Raw genomic sequence first — 14,824 nt, forward strand, 5'->3', positions numbered from 1 at the left:
CCGCCCGGGAAGCGACGAACGCCACTCCCCCGGGCCGCAACCGGCGAGGTGCCCGCACCGGGCCGGCACACACGCAGCGGCCCGCCCGGCTGTCGCCGGACGGGCCGCTGCCCCGAATTCTCGAGCGTCAGAGCGTGATGGCCGAGCCACCCGCAGCCTCGAGCTTCTCCTTCGCGCTCGCGGAGAACGCGTCGGCGGAAACCTCGAGCTTGACGCCGTCGACGTCACCGTTGCCGAGAACCTTGACGAGGTGGCCCTTGCGGACGAGGCCGCCTGCCACGAGCTCGTCCTTGCTCACCTTGCCGCCGTCGGCGAACACCCGGGCGATGTCGCCCACGTTCACCGGCTGGTACTCGGTACGGAAGCGGTTCTTGAAGCCACGCAGCTTCGGGAGCCGCATCTGGATGGGCATCTGCCCACCCTCGAAGCCGGCGGGCACGTTCTTCCGGGCCTTGGTGCCCTTCGTACCGCGACCGGCGGTCTTGCCCTTCGAACCCTCACCACGGCCGACGCGGTCCTTCTCCCGCTTGGCGCCGGGTGCGGGCTTCAGGTCATGGATCTTGATGGTCATGAGTTGACCTCCTCCACGCTCACCAGGTGCCGCACCGCCTGGACCAGGCCACGGACGTCACGGGTGTCCTCACGCACCACGGACTGGCGGATCTTCCGCAGTCCCAGGGTACGCAGGGTGTCCCGATGATTCTGCCGCGTACCGACCGTGCTCTTGATCTGAGTGACCTTCAGCTGCGCCATCTCAGACCTCCTGACCCGCGCGCTGACGCAGCATGCGCGCCGGCGCGACGTCCTCGAGCGGCAGGCCACGGCGAGCCGCGACCTCTTCCGGACGGGACAGGCCCTTCAGTGCGGCCACGGTCGCGTGCACGATGTTGATCGCGTTGTCGCTACCCAGCGACTTCGAGAGCACGTCGTGCACACCCGCGCACTCCAGCACGGCACGCACCGGGCCACCGGCGATGACACCGGTACCGGCCGAGGCCGGCCGCAGCAGCACCACACCGGCGGCGTCCTCACCCTGAACCGGGTGCGGGATGCTGCCCGCGATGCGGGGCACGCGGAAGAAGTTCTTCTTGCCTTCCTCGACGCCCTTGGCGATCGCCGAGGGCACCTCCTTGGCCTTGCCGTAGCCGACGCCGACCTGACCGTCGCCGTCACCGACCACGACCAGAGCGGTGAAGCTGAAGCGACGACCGCCCTTGACGACCTTGGCCACGCGGTTGATCGCTACAACGCGCTCGAGGTGCGGGTTCTTTTCCTGGGCCGCCCCACGGCCACCGTCACGACGGTCCCTGCGGTCCCGGCCGCCACCGCGTTCGCGGTTCTGGTTGTTGTCGCCGGTTCCGCTCTGGCCGCCGGATTGCCGCGTACGTCCCGGCATCAGGCGTTCCTTCCGTTCTCGAACTTGTTCACCATCAGAATTCCAACCCCGCTTCGCGAGCGGCGTCCGCCAGCGCCGCGATCCGGCCGTGGTAGGCGTCGCCGCCCCGGTCGAGCACCGCGTACTCGACACCCGCGTTCTTGGCGCGGGATGCCACCAGTTCGCCGACCTTGGCGGCCTTGGCCTTCTTGTCGCCCTCGACGGCGGCCACCTCGGCCTCGAGCGTCGACGACGAGGCCACCGTGTGGCCGGCCACGTCGTCGATCAGCTGCACGTAGATGTGCCGGGAGGAGCGCTTCACCGACAGTCGCGGACGCTCCGCGGTGCCGAAGATCTTCTTGCGCAGCCGGTTGTGCCTGCGAGCCTTGCTCACGCGGCGACGGGTCGAGACATCCTTGCCGATCGGCCTGCGCTTCGTAACCGTTTCGCTCATGATCACTTACCCGTCTTTCCGACCTTGCGACGGATGCGCTCACCCTCGTAGCGCAGGCCCTTGCCCTTGTACGGGTCAGGACGCCGCAGCTTGCGGATGACCGCAGCGGTCTGGCCGACCTTCTGCTTGTCGATGCCGGCCACCGAGAACTTCGTCGGGCTCTCCACGGCGAACGTGATGCCCTCCGGAGCCTTGATCAGCACCGGGTGGCTGTAGCCGAGGGCGAACTCGAGGTCCGAGCCCTTGGCCTGCACGCGGTAACCGACCCCGTGGATCTCCATCTTCTTCTCGTAGCCCTCGCTGACGCCGACGACCAGGTTGTTCACCAGCGTCCGCGTGAGGCCGTGCAGCGAGCGGTTCTCACGCTCGTCGTCCGGGCGATTGACCACGATCGCACCGTCGGCGTCGCGCTCGACGACGATCGGCTCCGGCACCGTGTGCTCAAGGGTGCCCTTCGGACCCGTGACCGACACGTGCTGGCCGTCGATGTTCACCTCGACCCCGGAGGGGACGGTGATCGGCAGCTTTCCAATGCGTGACATTGCCTTGTCCCCTCCCTTACCAGACGTAGGCGAGGACTTCGCCGCCCACGCCGTTGCGCATGGCCTGACGGTCGGTCTGGAGGCCGGCCGACGTCGAGATGATCGCGACGCCGAGGCCACCGAGAACCTTCGGCAGGTTGTTGGATTTCGCGTACACACGCAGACCCGGCTTCGACACGCGGCGGAGGCCGGCGATGCTGCGCTCACGGTTCGGCCCGAATTTGAGGCTCACGACGAGGTTCTGGTGCTTCTCGCCGGGCGCGGTGCCGTAGTCCGCGATGTAACCCTCGCGCTTGAGGATCTCGGAGATGTTCTCCTTGATCTTCGAGTGCGGGAGCGTCACCTCGTCGTGGTGCGCCGAGTTCGCATTCCGCAGACGTGTCAGAAAGTCTGCGATCGGGTCGGTCATCGTCATGGTGACCTGTCAACCTTTCTCGCCCTGGTTCCCCGGCACCGCCGGGGCCTGTGGCGAAGTGGGAGTTATCGGGGCGCCTTCACCAGCTGGACTTGCTCACGCCGGGAAGCTGTCCCGCGTGCGCCATTTCCCGCAGGCAGATGCGGCAGAGGCCGAACTTGCGGTAGACCGAGTGCGGCCGGCCGCAGCGCTGGCAACGGGTGTAGCCCCGCACCTTGAACTTCGGCTTCCGGGCGGCCTTGGCGATAAGGGACTTCTTAGCCATTGCTCACGCCTCCTTAAAGGGGAAGCCGAGCTTGCGGAGCAGCGCACGGCCCTCGTCGTCGTTGTTGGCGGTCGTCACGACCGTGACGTCCATGCCGCGCGAGCGGTCGATGGAGTCGGGGTCGATCTCGTGGAACATCGACTGCTCCGACAGGCCGAACGTGTAGTTGCCGTGCCCGTCGAACTGCTTGCTCGAGAGCCCGCGGAAGTCGCGGATACGCGGCAGCGCGATGTTCAGCAGCCGGTCCAGGAACTCCCACATGCGGTCGTTGCGCAGCGTCGCACGCGCACCGATCGGCATGCCCTCACGCAGCTTGAACTGCGCGATGGACTTGCGGGCCCTGCGCACCTCGGGCTTCTGCCCGGTGATGGCGGCCAGGTCACGCACTGCGCCCTCGATGAGCTTGCTGTCACGGGCGGCGTCGCCGACGCCCATGTTCACGACGACCTTCGTGACACCGGGAATCTGGTGCACGTTGGCCAGGTCGAACTCCTCGCGCAGCTGGCCCGCGATTTCCTCGCGGTAGCGGACCTTGAGCCGCGGGGTCGGGTGTGTCGTCTCTGCGGTGGTCATCAGATGTCCTTGCCCGTCTTACGCGAGATCCGAACCTTCTTGCCGTCCTCGCCGAAGCGGTAACCGACCCGGGTCGGGTTCCCGTCGGAGTCCACGACCATCACGTTCGAGACGTGGATCAGGGCCTCCTGCGTGACGATGCCGCCGGACTCGGCGCCCCGCTGATTCTGCGAGATCCGCGTGTGCTTCTTGATCCGGTTCACGCCCTCGACGAGGACCTTGCTGCGCTCCGGGACGGCCTTGATGACCTTGCCCTTCGCACCCTTGTCCTTGCCCGCGACGACGAGAACGGTGTCGCCCTTCTTGACCTTCATTCAGAGCACCTCCGGCGCCAACGAGATGATCTTCATGAACTTCCGGTCGCGCAGCTCACGACCGACCGGCCCGAAGATGCGCGTGCCTCGCGGATCGTTGTCGTTCTTGATGAGCACCGCGGCGTTCTCGTCGAAGGCGATGTAGGAGCCGTCGGGGCGACGCTTCTCCTTCGCTGTACGGACGATGACCGCCTTGACGACGTCACCACGCTTCACATTGGCGGCCGGGATGGCGTCCTTGACTGTGGCGACGATGACGTCGCCGATGCCCGCGTAGCGCCGCCCCGAGCCACCGAGCACGCGGATGGTCAGGATCTCCTTGGCACCCGTGTTGTCGGCGACTCGCAGTCGCGACTCCTGCTGGATCACGTCAACTCCTGTATGTCGCGCCGGTTCTCGGGTTGTCCTTCCGAGCCTGGCGGAACGAATGGGGCTGTTGCGGCCCCCTGATTACTTGGCCTTCTCGCGGATCTCGACCAGCCGGTACCGCTTCGTGGCGGACATCGGGCGGGTCTCCATCACGATGACGCGGTCACCCACGCCGGCCGTGTTCTGTTCGTCGTGCGCCTTGACCTTCTTGGTCGAGCGCATGACCTTGCCGTACAGCGGGTGCTTCTTGCGGTCCTCGAGCTCCACGACAATCGTCTTGTCCATCTTGTCGGACACGACCAGGCCCTCACGGACCTTCCGGTAGTTCCGACCGGAGTCGGCCTTCTGCAGCGGCTCGCTCATGCGGCACCTTCACTCTCGTCAGTCTCGTCAGGCGCGATCGAGAGACCGAGCTCGCGCTCACGCATCACCGTGTAGATGCGCGCGATGTCAGCGCGGACCGTGCGAAGCCTGCGGTTGTTGTCGAGCTGGCCGGTCGCCATCTGGAACCGGAGGTTGAACAGCTCCTCCTTCGATTCCTTCAGACGCAGCACGAGCTCTTCCGCAGTAAGCTCACGCAGCTCCGACGCAGCAACTCCAGCTGCCGCCATCAGAACTCACCACCTTCACGGCTCACGATCCTGCACTTCATCGGCAACTTGTGGATCGCGCGGCGCATGGCCTCGCGGGCCACGGCCTCGTTCGGGAAGCTCATCTCGAACATCACGCGGCCCGGCTTGACGTTGGCGACCCACCACTCCGGCGAGCCCTTACCGGAACCCATGCGGGTCTCGGCCGGCTTCTTCGTGAGCGGACGGTCCGGGAAGATGTTGATCCAGATCTTCCCGCCACGCTTGATGTGGCGCGTCATGGCGATACGAGCGGACTCGATCTGCCGGTTCGTCACGTAGGCGTGCTCGAGCGCCTGGATGCCGTAGTCACCGAAGGTGACCTTCGTGCCGCCCTTGGCGGCACCCTTGCGCTTCGGCGCGTGCTGCTTACGGTGCTTGACCTTGCGTGGGATGAGCACGCCTCAGCCCTCCGTCTTCTCTCCAGCGTCCGACTCGGCCACCTCGGGGGCCTTGCTGGACGCGACGTCTGTGTCGGCCTTGGCGGCACGGCCGGCCTCGGTCGACGTCGGCGTGGTACCGGAGGCACCACCACGACGCCGCTGCGGACGCTCCCGGCGCGGTGCGCGCTCGGCCGCCGCGGCGGCGTCACGCTCGGCCTTGGCCTTCAGCCCACCGACCAGCTCGCCCTTGTAGATCCACACCTTCACGCCGATGCGGCCGAACGTCGTCTTGGCCTCGAAGAAGCCGTAGTCGATGTCGGCACGCAGCGTGTGCAGCGGGACCCGGCCGTCGCGGTAGTGCTCGGAGCGCGACATCTCGGCACCGCCGAGACGACCGCTGCACTGCACGCGGATGCCCTTGACCTGCGGCGACCGCATGGACGTCTGGATCGCCTTCCGCATGGCGCGCCGGAACGCGACACGGTTGGACAGCTGCTCCGCGATGCCCTGCGCCACCAGCTGGGCGTCGGACTCGGAGTTCTTCACCTCGAGGATGTTCAGCTGCACCTGCTTGCCGGTCAGCTTCTCCAGCGACCCGCGGATGCGGTCGGCCTCGGCGCCGCGGCGGCCGATGACGATGCCCGGCCGGGCGGTGTGGATGTCGACGCGGACCCGGTCCCGGGTGCGCTCGATCTCCACCTTGGAGATGCCGGCCCGCTCCATGCCCGTGGACAGGAGCTTGCGGATCTTGACGTCCTCGGCCACGTAGTCCGAGTACTGCTTGTCGGCGTACCAGCGAGACTTCCAGTCCGTGGTGATCCCGAGCCGGAAGCCGTGCGGGTTGATCTTCTGGCCCACTACCGGCCACCTGCCTTCTTGCTCTTCTTCGCCTCAGGACGGGACTCGACCTCGACGGTGATCTGGCTCGTCCGCTTCCGGATCCGGAACGCGCGCCCCTGGGCACGCGGCTGGATGCGCTTGAGCGTCGGGCCGTCATCGGCGTAGGCGTTCTTGACCCACAGCGTGTCGGGGTCCAGGTCGAGGTTGTTCTCGGCGTTGGCCATCGCACTGGCGAGGACCTTGGACAGCTGGTACGACGCCGACTGCGGCGAGTACTTCAGCGTCGTCAGAGCGTCGTTCGCGTTCTGACCCTTGATCAGCTCGATCACCCGGCGCACCTTGGTCGGCGAGTCCCGGACGAAGCGAGCCCGCGCGAAAGCCGTCGGCAGGGTCTCCTGCTCGGCTACCGCGTCGTTACGCGCGTTCATCGTTACTTCCTTCTCTTAAGGTGCGCTGCTTCAGCGGCGACGAGATTTGCGGTCGTCCTTGACGTGGCCCTTGAAGCTCCGCGTCGGGGCGAACTCGCCCAGTTTGTGGCCGACCATGGCCTCGGTGACGAAAACCGGAACGTGCTTGCGGCCGTCGTGCACCGCGAGGGTGTGGCCGAGCATGTCCGGAATGATCGTGGACCGGCGGGACCAGGTCTTGATCACGGTCTTCTTGCCCGACTCGTTGAGCGCGTCCACCTTCTTGAGCAGGTGGTCGTCCACGAAGGGCCCCTTTTTCAGGCTACGCGGCATGTTCTTCTACCTCCCTGCTCAGCGCTTCTTCTTCTTGCCGGTCTTCCGGCGGCGGACGATCATCTTGTCGCTTTCCTTGCGACGGCGGGTGCGGCCTTCCGGCTGGCCGTTCGGGTTCACCGGGTGGCGACCACCGGAGCTCTTACCCTCACCACCACCGTGCGGGTGGTCGATCGGGTTCATCACGACACCGCGGACCGTCGGGCGCTTGCCACGCCAGCGGCTGCGGCCCGCCTTACCCCAGTTGATGTTGGAGTGCTCCGAGTTGCCGACCTCGCCGATCGTGGCGCGGTTGCGCACGTCCACGTTGCGGATCTCGCCCGAAGGCATCCGCAGCTGGGCGTACGGACCGTCCTTGGCGACGAGCTGCACGCGGGCGCCGGCCGAACGCGCGATCTTCGCGCCGCCGCCCGGGCGGAGCTCGATCGCGTGGATCACGGTGCCGACCGGGATGTTGCGCAGCGGCAGGTTGTTGCCCGGCTTGATGTCGGCGGACGGGCCGTTCTCCACCTTGCTGCCCTGCTTCAGCTTGTCCGGCGCGATGATGTAGCGCTTCTCGCCGTCCGCGTAGTGCAGGAGCGCGATACGAGCGGACCGGTTGGGGTCGTACTCGATGTGCGCGACCTTGGCGGGGATGCCGTCCTTGTCGTTGCGACGGAAGTCGATGATCCGGTAGGCGCGCTTGTGGCCACCGCCCTTGTGACGGGTGGTGATCTTGCCACCGGAGTTGCGACCACCGGTCTGGTTGACCGGCTTGACCAGCGACTTCTCCGGCGTCGACCGAGTGATCTCGGAGAAGTCGGCCACGCTCGAGCCGCGACGGCCCGGAGTGGTCGGCTTGTGCTTACGGATGCCCATGTCTTCTCAGTCCCTTACGCGCCTGCGCCGAAGATCTCGATCGGCTTGCTCTCGGGCGACAGCGTGACGATCGCGCGCTTGGTGTCCTTGCGCTTGCCGAAGCCGGTCCGGGTGCGCTTGCGCTTGCCCTCCCGGTTGAGCGTGTTCACGCTGATCACCTTGACGCCGAAGACCTTCTCGACCGCGATCTTGATCTGGGTCTTGTTGGCGTCCGGACGGACCACGAACGTGTACTTGTTGTCCTCGAGCAGCCCGTAGGACTTCTCGGAGATCACCGGCGCGATGAGGATGTCACGCGGGTCGGGGATGGCCACCGAGCTCACTGCTGGTCACTCCCTTCCGAGACCTCGCCGGAGGTCGCCGAAGCCTTCACGCGCTTGCCCTTGACCGGGCCGGCGAGAAAGGCGTCCAGCGCCGCCTTGCTGAAGACCACGTCGTCGTTGACCAGCACGTCGTACGTGTTGAGCTGGTCCGCCGTGATCAGGTGGACGTTCTCGAGGTTGCGGGCCGAGCGCCACTGCGTGTCCTCGTTGCGGTGCAGGACCACGAGGACGCGCTTGCCGCTCGTCAGCTCCGCCAGCGTCTTCTTGGCCTCCTTCGTCGACGGCGTGTCACCGTCGACGAGGGCCGTCACCGCGTGGACCTGCTCGTTGCGCGCCCGGTCCGACAGGGCACCGCGCAGAGCGGCGACCTTCATCTTCTTCGGGGTGCGCTGGGAGTAGTCACGCGGCGTCGGACCGTGGACGGTGCCGCCGCCGGTGAACTGCGGGGCCCGCTCCGAACCCTGCCGCGCGCGACCGGTGCCCTTCTGGCGGTACGGCTTACGACCGCCGCCGGACACCTCCCCACGCGTCTTCGTGTCGTGCGTGCCCTGGCGGGCAGCGCCCAGCTGAGCCACCACGACCTGGTGCATCAGCGGGATGTTCGCCTGGACGTCGAAGATCTCGGCTGGCAGCTCGACGGAGCCGTCGGTCTGGCCGGCCGGGGTCTTCACCTCGATCGTCGCGGTCATGCGGTCACACCACCCTTCGCGGCGCTACGGACGAAGAGAAGGCCGCCCTTCGGGCCGGGAATCGCACCCTTGATCAGCAGCAGACCGTCGTCGGCACGCACCTGGTGGACCTTCAGGCCCGAGGTGGTGACGCGGTTGCCGCCCATCCGGCCGGACATCCGGATGCCCTTGAACACCCGGCCCGGGGTGGCGGCGCCGCCGATCGCGCCCGGCTTGCGGTGGGTCGCCTGGTTACCGTGGCTGGCGCCCTGACCGGAAAAGCCGTGCCGCTTCATCGTGCCGGCGAAGCCCTTGCCCTTCGTGGTGCCGGTGATGTCGACGATGGCGCCGTCCTCGAACATCTCCGCGGTCAGCTCCTGGCCGACCTCGTAGCTGTCCGCGTCGGACGTGCGCAGCTCGGCGACGTGGCGCCGCGGCGTCACACCGGCCCGGTCGAAGTGGCCCGTTTCCGGCTTGTTGACCTTGCGCGGGTCAATGGCGCCGTAGGCCAGCTGCACGGCCGAGTAGCCGTCCTTCTCCTGATTGCGCACCTGCGTCACGAGGTTCGGCCCGGTCTGCACGACGGTCACCGGGACGACCCGGTTGTTCTCGTCGAAGACCTGCGTCATGCCGAGCTTCGTGCCCAGAATGCCCTTCACTTGCCTGTCAGACATATTCAGTCTCTTATCTCCGCCGCTGCGCGTGCCCGATGATTCGGACCCTGCAAGCAGGTCCTCGAACGCTTACTGGATGTTCACGTCGACGCTCGCCGGGAGGTCGATACGCATCAGCGCGTCGACCGTCTTCGGCGTCGGATCCACGATGTCGATCAGCCGCTTGTGCGTGCGCATCTCGAAGTGCTCGCGCGAGTCCTTGTACTTGTGCGGCGAGCGGATGACGCAGTAAACGTTCTTCTCGGTGGGCAGCGGCACCGGCCCCACCACGGAGGCGCCGGTGCGCGTGACCGTCTCGACGATCTTGCGCGCACTCGAGTCGATCGCCTCGTGGTCGTAGGCCTTGAGCCGGATGCGGATCTTCTGTCCCGCCATGGTGGCAGCTCGTTCCTTCGTCCTTGGTCTCGAGCCACCGGTCCGACATCGGCTCCTCGGCCGGGCCTTCGGCCCAACCTCGTCACCGATACGCCTGGCGGCGATCGGACCGACTCGAGACAACGTCTCGTGCCGCTTGTCTGAAGCCTCGCAAGGTCCTCGTCGAACCCAGTTGGAGGTTTCTGCACGTCAACGATCCAACCTCCGGTCCACGCGGTCGGGCGTGTCGCCCTTGGCGCGCAGGCGGACCCGAAGGATCATCGTCGTGCCCTAGGTCTTTGCTCTGCGAAGTGGCCACTGCCGACATGGCAGAGGATCCACTCCCGACTCACAGTCGACGACTGTCGCTGTCAGTCCAGGACGCTCGCGCCGGGGCGGCCGATTCTCGGCTGTTCGTAGAATCGGCCGCCCCGCGTCGAGCAACCTAAATAGGATGCCATACCGAAATATGACTCCCGCACCCGGGGGTGCGAATCACTTGTTGATCTTGGTGACCTGGCCGGCGCCGACGGTACGGCCACCCTCACGGATGGCGAACCGCAGACCCTCGTCCATGGCGATCGGCTGAATCAGCTGCACCGAGATCTCGGTGTTGTCGCCCGGCATGACCATCTCGGTACCCTCGGGGAGGGTCACGACGCCGGTCACGTCGGTCGTCCGGAAGTAGAACTGCGGACGGTAGTTGTTGAAGAACGGCGTGTGACGGCCGCCCTCGTCCTTGGACAGGATGTAGACCGAGCCCTCGAACTCCGTGTGCGGGGTCGTGGTGCCCGGCTTCACGATGACCTGGCCACGCTCGACGTCCTCACGCTTGATACCGCGCAGGAGCAGCGCCGCGTTGTCACCGGCCTGGCCGGAGTCGAGCAGCTTGTTGAACATCTCGATCGAGGTCACCGTGGTCTTGGTGGCCTTCTCGCGGATGCCGACGATCTCGACGTCCTCGTTGAGCTTGATGCCGCCACGCTCGATACGGCCGGTGACGACCGTGCCGCGGCCGGTGATCGTGAAGACGTCCTCGACCGGCATCAGGAACGGCTGGTCGACAGCACGCTCCGGGTCCGGGATGTTGTCGTCGACGGCGGTCATCAGCTCGACGACCGCGTCGGCCCAGCCCTCGTCGCCCTCGAGCGCCTTCAGCGCCGAGACCTTGACGACCGGGGCGTCGTCGCCCGGGAACTCCTGCTCGGAGAGCAGCTCACGGACCTCCATCTCGACGAGCTCGAGGATCTCCTCGTCGTCGACCATGTCGGCCTTGTTCAGCGCCACGACGATGTACGGCACGCCGACCTGACGGGCGAGCAGCACGTGCTCCCGCGTCTGCGGCATCGGGCCGTCACTGGCCGCGACCACGAGGATCGCGCCGTCCATCTGGGCCGCACCCGTGATCATGTTCTTCACGTAGTCGGCGTGGCCCGGGGCGTCGACGTGCGCGTAGTGACGCTTCTCGGTCTCGTACTCGACGTGCGAGATGTTGATCGTGATGCCGCGCTGCTTCTCTTCCGGCGCGTTGTCGATCTGGTCGAACGCACGCGACTTGTTGAGCTCCGGGAAACGCTCGTGCAGCACCTTGGTGATAGCCGCGGTCAGCGTGGTCTTGCCGTGGTCAACGTGACCGATGGTCCCGATGTTGACGTGCGGCTTGCTCCGCTCGAACTTCGCCTTCGCCACTGGAATGTCCTCCTGGACTGTACTTGCTCGCTCCCGGCGTGGCTGCGCCGATTGCGACTCGATCTGGTCGGTTGTGCGGACCTTAGGGGAGGCCCCTTTTCCGCCCGCTTTGGGTGCTGGTGGGAGTTACTCCCCTGTCGCCACAGTGTGGGTTGGAAGACTCCGAGCTCGCTCCGCTCCTCGTTCGCCGTCCTGATGCGGGGAACCCGCACCCGGGCCGCTCACTGCGATGCTCACTCGCCCGTCGCCTTCGCGATGATCTCCTTCGCGACGCTCGACGGAACCTCGGCGTAGGAGTCAAAGACCATCGTGTAGTTGGCACGACCCTGCGTCTTCGACCGCAGGTCGCCCACGTACCCGAACATCTCCGACAGCGGCACGAGCGCCTTGACGACACGCGTGCCAGACCGCTCCTCCATGGCCTGAACCTGGCCACGGCGGGAGTTCAAGTCACCGATGACGTCACCCATGTAGTCCTCGGGTGTGGTGACCTCGACGGCCATCATCGGTTCCAGCAGTACCGGGTTCGCCTGCCGCGCGGCGTCCTTGAGCGCCACGGAGCCGGCGACCTTGAAGGCCATCTCCGAAGAGTCGACCTCGTGGTACGCACCGTCCAACAAGGTGAGCTTCAACCCGACGAGCGGGTAGCCGGCCTGCACGCCGTACTGCATGGCGTCCTGCGCGCCCTCGTCCACGGACGGGATGTACTCCCGCGGGATGCGGCCACCGGTCACCTGGTTGTCGAATTCGTAGAGAGCACCATCGCCGGTGGTCAGCGGCTCGAGCTTGATGATCACCCGCGCGAACTGACCGGAACCACCGGTCTGCTTCTTGTGGGTGTATTCGAACTTGTCCACCGTCTTGCGGATGGTCTCACGGTAAGCGACCTGCGGCTTACCGATGTTCGCCTCGACCTTGAAGTCGCTCTTCATCCGGTTGACGAGCACCTCGAGGTGGAGCTCGCCCATACCCTCGATGATCGTCTGACCGGTCTCGTCGTCCTGGCTGACCCGGAAGGTCGGGTCCTCCTCCGCGAGCTTCTGGATCGCGGTCGAGAGCTTCTCCTGGTCGGACTTCGTCTTCGGCTCGATCGCGACCTTGATGACCGGTTCCGGGAAGGTCATCGACTCGAGCACGATCGGGCTCTGCGGGTCGGCCAGGGTGTCACCGGTGGTGGTGTCCTTCAGGCCCTGCACCGCGTAGATGTGGCCGGCCTGCGCCTCGTCGACGGGATTCTCCTTGTTGGAGTGCATCTGGAAGATCTTCCCGATGCGCTCCTTGCGCTGCCGCGTCGCGTTGATGATCTGCGTGCCGGAGCCGACCTTGCCGGAGTAGACCCGGATGTAGGTGAGCTTGCCGTAGAACGGGTGCACCGAAATCTTCGACACCAGCGCCGCGAACGGCTCCTGCGTCGACGGCTTGCGCTCGGCGGGCGTCTCACCGTCGAACAGCGTGCCCTGGACCGGCGGAACGTCGAGCGGCGACGGCAGGTAGTCGACCACCGCGTCGAGCATGGGCTGCACGCCCTTGTTCTTGAACGCGGAGCCTGCGAGCACCGGGAAGGCCTCCCGGTCGATCGTCAGCTTGCGGATACCGGTCCTGATCTCGGCCTCGGTCAGCTCCTCGCCACCGAAGTACTTCTCGAGCAGCTCCTCGTCGGACTCGGCGACCTGCTCGACCAGCTTCTCGCGGTACTCCGCGGCCCGGTCGGCCAGATCGGCCGGAATGTCCTCGATCTCGTACTGCTCGCCCTTCTTGACGTCACCACGCCAGGTCAGGGCCTTCATCGTGACGAGGTCGACGATGCCCTCGAACTCCGATTCCACACCGATCGGCAGCTGCAGCACCAACGGCTTCGCGCCGAGGCGCTCCTCGATCGTGCCGACGGTGAAGTAGAAGTCGGCGCCCAGCTTGTCCATCTTGTTGACGAAGCAGATGCGCGGAACGTCGTACTTGTCCGCCTGACGCCAGACCTGCTCGGACTGCGGCTCGACACCTTCCTTGCCGTCGAACACGGCGACCGCGCCGTCGAGCACGCGAAGGCTCCGCTCCACCTCGACGGTGAAGTCGACGTGGCCGGGGGTGTCGATGATGTTGATCTGGTTGTCGCCCCAGAACGTGGTGGTGGCAGCCGAGGTGATGGTGATGCCCCGGTTCTGCTCCTCCTCCATCCAGTCCATCGTCGACGCACCGTCGTGGGTCTCGCCGAGCTTGTAGTTGATCCCCGTGTAGAACAGGATCCGCTCGGTAGCGGTGGTCTTACCGGCGTCAATGTGGGCCATGATGCCGATGTTGCGGACCTTTTTCAGGTCGGTCAGCACGTCACGTGCCACTTGAATGTTCCCCTGTCTCAAGCTCGGGGCCCGGCACTGGCTCGATCATTCACGTCGACCGGGCGTCGGTTTACTTCAGTGGTGGCGGTTCACCAGCGGTAGTGCGCGAAGGCCTTGTTGGACTCGGCCATCTTGTGCGTGTCCTCGCGGCGCTTCACGCTGGCCCCGAGGCCGTTGCTCGCGTCGAGCAGCTCGTTCTGCAGGCGCTCGACCATCGTCTTCTCACGGCGCTGGCGCGAGTACGTGACCATCCAGCGGAGCGCAAGGGTCGTGGAGCGACCGGGCTTGACCTCGATGGGCACCTGGTACGTGGCACCACCGACACGACGGCTCTTCACCTCGAGGGAAGGCTTGACGTTGTCGAGGGCGCGCTTCAGCGTGACGACCGGGTCGGTGCCGGTCTTCTCGCGAGCGCCTTCCAGGGCGCCGTACACGATGCGCTCGGCCAGCGAGCGCTTGCCGTCGGTCAGCACCTTGTTGATCAGCTGCGTGACGAGCGGCGATGCGTAGACCGGGTCAGCGATCAGCGGCCGCTTCGGGGCCGGACCCTTGCGGGGCATTAGCTCTTCTCCTTCTTAGCGCCGTACCGGCTGCGCGCCTGCTTACGGTTCTTCACGCCCTGCGTGTCGAGCGAACCGCGGACGATCTTGTAGCGAACACCGGGGAGGTCCTTCACACGACCACCACGCACGAGCACCATCGAGTGCTCCTGCAGGTTGTGGCCCTCGCCCGGGATGTAGGCGGTGACCTCGATGCCGCTGGTCAGCCGGACACGCGCGACCTTACGGAGCGCGGAGTTCGGCTTCTTCGGCGTGGTGGTGTAGACGCGGGTGCACACGCCGCGCCGCTGCGGGCTCCCCTTGAGCGCCGCGGTCTTCTGCTTGGCAGCCTTGTCCTGGCGGCCCTTGCGGACCAGCTGCTGGATCGTGGGCAATGGACCAGCTTTCTCTCGCGTCTGGAAAAGCTTCTGCAAGCTTTACTGTGTGGCTCTGTCTCTGTGTGAGTCGTGTCTGTGTGTGAGTCGTC

The 14,824-nt window shown here is 66.2% G+C and carries 25 protein-coding genes; all 25 read right to left on the bottom strand.

Annotated features, from left to right (window positions below; all coding sequences use genetic code 11):
* Nucleotides 1-127: 127 nt before the first annotated feature.
* The 25 genes from rplO to rpsL all read right to left on the bottom strand — a co-directional run bounded on the left by rplO (nt 128) and on the right by rpsL (nt 14,732).
* Nucleotides 128-571 (bottom strand): 50S ribosomal protein L15, encoded by a 444-nt coding sequence (rplO, locus tag LY41_RS22515; protein ID WP_253866361.1) that lies wholly within the window; start codon nt 569-571, stop codon nt 128-130.
* Nucleotides 568-753: a 50S ribosomal protein L30 gene (gene rpmD / locus LY41_RS22520; RefSeq protein WP_253866363.1), complete on the bottom strand. Its 186-nt coding sequence runs from the start codon at nt 751-753 to the stop codon at nt 568-570. Before rpmD ends, rplO begins: the two co-directional genes overlap by 4 nt.
* Nucleotide 754: 1 nt before the next feature.
* Nucleotides 755-1,396, bottom strand: a complete 642-nt coding sequence (gene rpsE, locus LY41_RS22525; RefSeq protein WP_253866365.1) for a 30S ribosomal protein S5 — start codon at nt 1,394-1,396, stop codon at nt 755-757.
* 34 nt (nt 1,397-1,430) lie between these two features.
* On the bottom strand, nt 1,431-1,829 hold the full coding sequence (gene rplR, locus LY41_RS22530; RefSeq protein ID WP_253866367.1) for a 50S ribosomal protein L18: 399 nt from the start codon (nt 1,827-1,829) through the stop codon (nt 1,431-1,433).
* A 2-nt stretch (nt 1,830-1,831) separates the two neighbouring features.
* Nucleotides 1,832-2,371, bottom strand: a complete 540-nt coding sequence (gene rplF, locus LY41_RS22535) for a 50S ribosomal protein L6 (RefSeq protein WP_253866369.1) — start codon at nt 2,369-2,371, stop codon at nt 1,832-1,834.
* Nucleotides 2,372-2,387: 16 nt separating this feature from the next.
* Nucleotides 2,388-2,786: a 30S ribosomal protein S8 gene (rpsH, locus tag LY41_RS22540; protein ID WP_253866371.1), complete on the bottom strand. Its 399-nt coding sequence runs from the start codon at nt 2,784-2,786 to the stop codon at nt 2,388-2,390.
* 79 nt (nt 2,787-2,865) lie between these two features.
* A complete protein-coding gene (locus tag LY41_RS22545) occupies nt 2,866-3,051 on the bottom strand; it encodes a type Z 30S ribosomal protein S14 (protein ID WP_253866373.1) in 186 nt (61 codons plus the stop codon).
* 3 nt (nt 3,052-3,054) lie between these two features.
* Nucleotides 3,055-3,624 (bottom strand): 50S ribosomal protein L5, encoded by a 570-nt coding sequence (gene rplE / locus LY41_RS22550; protein WP_253866375.1) that lies wholly within the window; start codon nt 3,622-3,624, stop codon nt 3,055-3,057.
* On the bottom strand, nt 3,624-3,938 hold the full coding sequence (rplX, locus tag LY41_RS22555; protein WP_253866377.1) for a 50S ribosomal protein L24: 315 nt from the start codon (nt 3,936-3,938) through the stop codon (nt 3,624-3,626). The genes rplE and rplX overlap by 1 nt, the downstream gene beginning before the upstream one ends.
* A complete protein-coding gene (rplN, locus tag LY41_RS22560; protein ID WP_253866379.1) occupies nt 3,939-4,307 on the bottom strand; it encodes a 50S ribosomal protein L14 in 369 nt (122 codons plus the stop codon).
* An 81-nt stretch (nt 4,308-4,388) separates the two neighbouring features.
* Nucleotides 4,389-4,670, bottom strand: coding sequence for a 30S ribosomal protein S17 (rpsQ, locus tag LY41_RS22565; RefSeq protein ID WP_253866381.1), 282 nt, complete (start codon nt 4,668-4,670; stop codon nt 4,389-4,391).
* On the bottom strand, nt 4,667-4,918 hold the full coding sequence (gene rpmC / locus LY41_RS22570; RefSeq protein ID WP_030532883.1) for a 50S ribosomal protein L29: 252 nt from the start codon (nt 4,916-4,918) through the stop codon (nt 4,667-4,669). Before rpmC ends, rpsQ begins: the two co-directional genes overlap by 4 nt.
* On the bottom strand, nt 4,918-5,337 hold the full coding sequence (rplP, locus tag LY41_RS22575) for a 50S ribosomal protein L16 (protein WP_183779642.1): 420 nt from the start codon (nt 5,335-5,337) through the stop codon (nt 4,918-4,920). Before rplP ends, rpmC begins: the two co-directional genes overlap by 1 nt.
* Before the next feature lie 3 nt (nt 5,338-5,340).
* Nucleotides 5,341-6,177 carry a 30S ribosomal protein S3 gene (rpsC, locus tag LY41_RS22580; RefSeq protein WP_253866383.1) on the bottom strand — a complete coding sequence of 279 codons (837 nt, stop codon included), beginning with the start codon at nt 6,175-6,177 and terminating at the stop codon, nt 5,341-5,343.
* Nucleotides 6,177-6,587 carry a 50S ribosomal protein L22 gene (gene rplV / locus LY41_RS22585; protein WP_253866385.1) on the bottom strand — a complete coding sequence of 137 codons (411 nt, stop codon included), beginning with the start codon at nt 6,585-6,587 and terminating at the stop codon, nt 6,177-6,179. The genes rpsC and rplV overlap by 1 nt, the downstream gene beginning before the upstream one ends.
* Before the next feature lie 30 nt (nt 6,588-6,617).
* Entirely contained in the window at nt 6,618-6,899 is a 282-nt protein-coding gene (gene rpsS / locus LY41_RS22590) for a 30S ribosomal protein S19 (RefSeq protein ID WP_253866387.1), read from the bottom strand.
* 18 nt (nt 6,900-6,917) lie between these two features.
* Nucleotides 6,918-7,757 carry a 50S ribosomal protein L2 gene (rplB, locus tag LY41_RS22595; protein ID WP_253866389.1) on the bottom strand — a complete coding sequence of 280 codons (840 nt, stop codon included), beginning with the start codon at nt 7,755-7,757 and terminating at the stop codon, nt 6,918-6,920.
* Nucleotides 7,758-7,771: 14 nt separating this feature from the next.
* Nucleotides 7,772-8,080: a 50S ribosomal protein L23 gene (rplW, locus tag LY41_RS22600; protein WP_253827837.1), complete on the bottom strand. Its 309-nt coding sequence runs from the start codon at nt 8,078-8,080 to the stop codon at nt 7,772-7,774.
* Nucleotides 8,077-8,769 (bottom strand): 50S ribosomal protein L4, encoded by a 693-nt coding sequence (gene rplD / locus LY41_RS22605; RefSeq protein WP_253866391.1) that lies wholly within the window; start codon nt 8,767-8,769, stop codon nt 8,077-8,079. Before rplD ends, rplW begins: the two co-directional genes overlap by 4 nt.
* Nucleotides 8,766-9,422: a 50S ribosomal protein L3 gene (gene rplC / locus LY41_RS22610; RefSeq protein WP_253866393.1), complete on the bottom strand. Its 657-nt coding sequence runs from the start codon at nt 9,420-9,422 to the stop codon at nt 8,766-8,768. Before rplC ends, rplD begins: the two co-directional genes overlap by 4 nt.
* Nucleotides 9,423-9,491: 69 nt before the next feature.
* On the bottom strand, nt 9,492-9,797 hold the full coding sequence (gene rpsJ / locus LY41_RS22615; protein ID WP_028848712.1) for a 30S ribosomal protein S10: 306 nt from the start codon (nt 9,795-9,797) through the stop codon (nt 9,492-9,494).
* A 474-nt stretch (nt 9,798-10,271) separates the two neighbouring features.
* Complete coding sequence (tuf, locus tag LY41_RS22620; protein ID WP_253866395.1) at nt 10,272-11,465, bottom strand: elongation factor Tu; 1,194 nt, start codon at nt 11,463-11,465, stop codon at nt 10,272-10,274.
* 233 nt (nt 11,466-11,698) lie between these two features.
* On the bottom strand, nt 11,699-13,798 hold the full coding sequence (gene fusA / locus LY41_RS22625) for an elongation factor G (protein WP_253866397.1): 2,100 nt from the start codon (nt 13,796-13,798) through the stop codon (nt 11,699-11,701).
* Between the two features lie 89 nt (nt 13,799-13,887).
* On the bottom strand, nt 13,888-14,358 hold the full coding sequence (gene rpsG, locus LY41_RS22630; RefSeq protein ID WP_183779664.1) for a 30S ribosomal protein S7: 471 nt from the start codon (nt 14,356-14,358) through the stop codon (nt 13,888-13,890).
* A complete protein-coding gene (rpsL, locus tag LY41_RS22635; protein ID WP_030532894.1) occupies nt 14,358-14,732 on the bottom strand; it encodes a 30S ribosomal protein S12 in 375 nt (124 codons plus the stop codon). Before rpsL ends, rpsG begins: the two co-directional genes overlap by 1 nt.
* Nucleotides 14,733-14,824: the final 92 nt, after the last annotated feature.

Source organism: Prauserella halophila (genome assembly GCF_024171895.1).
GTDB classification, from domain to species: domain Bacteria; phylum Actinomycetota; class Actinomycetes; order Mycobacteriales; family Pseudonocardiaceae; genus Prauserella; species Prauserella halophila.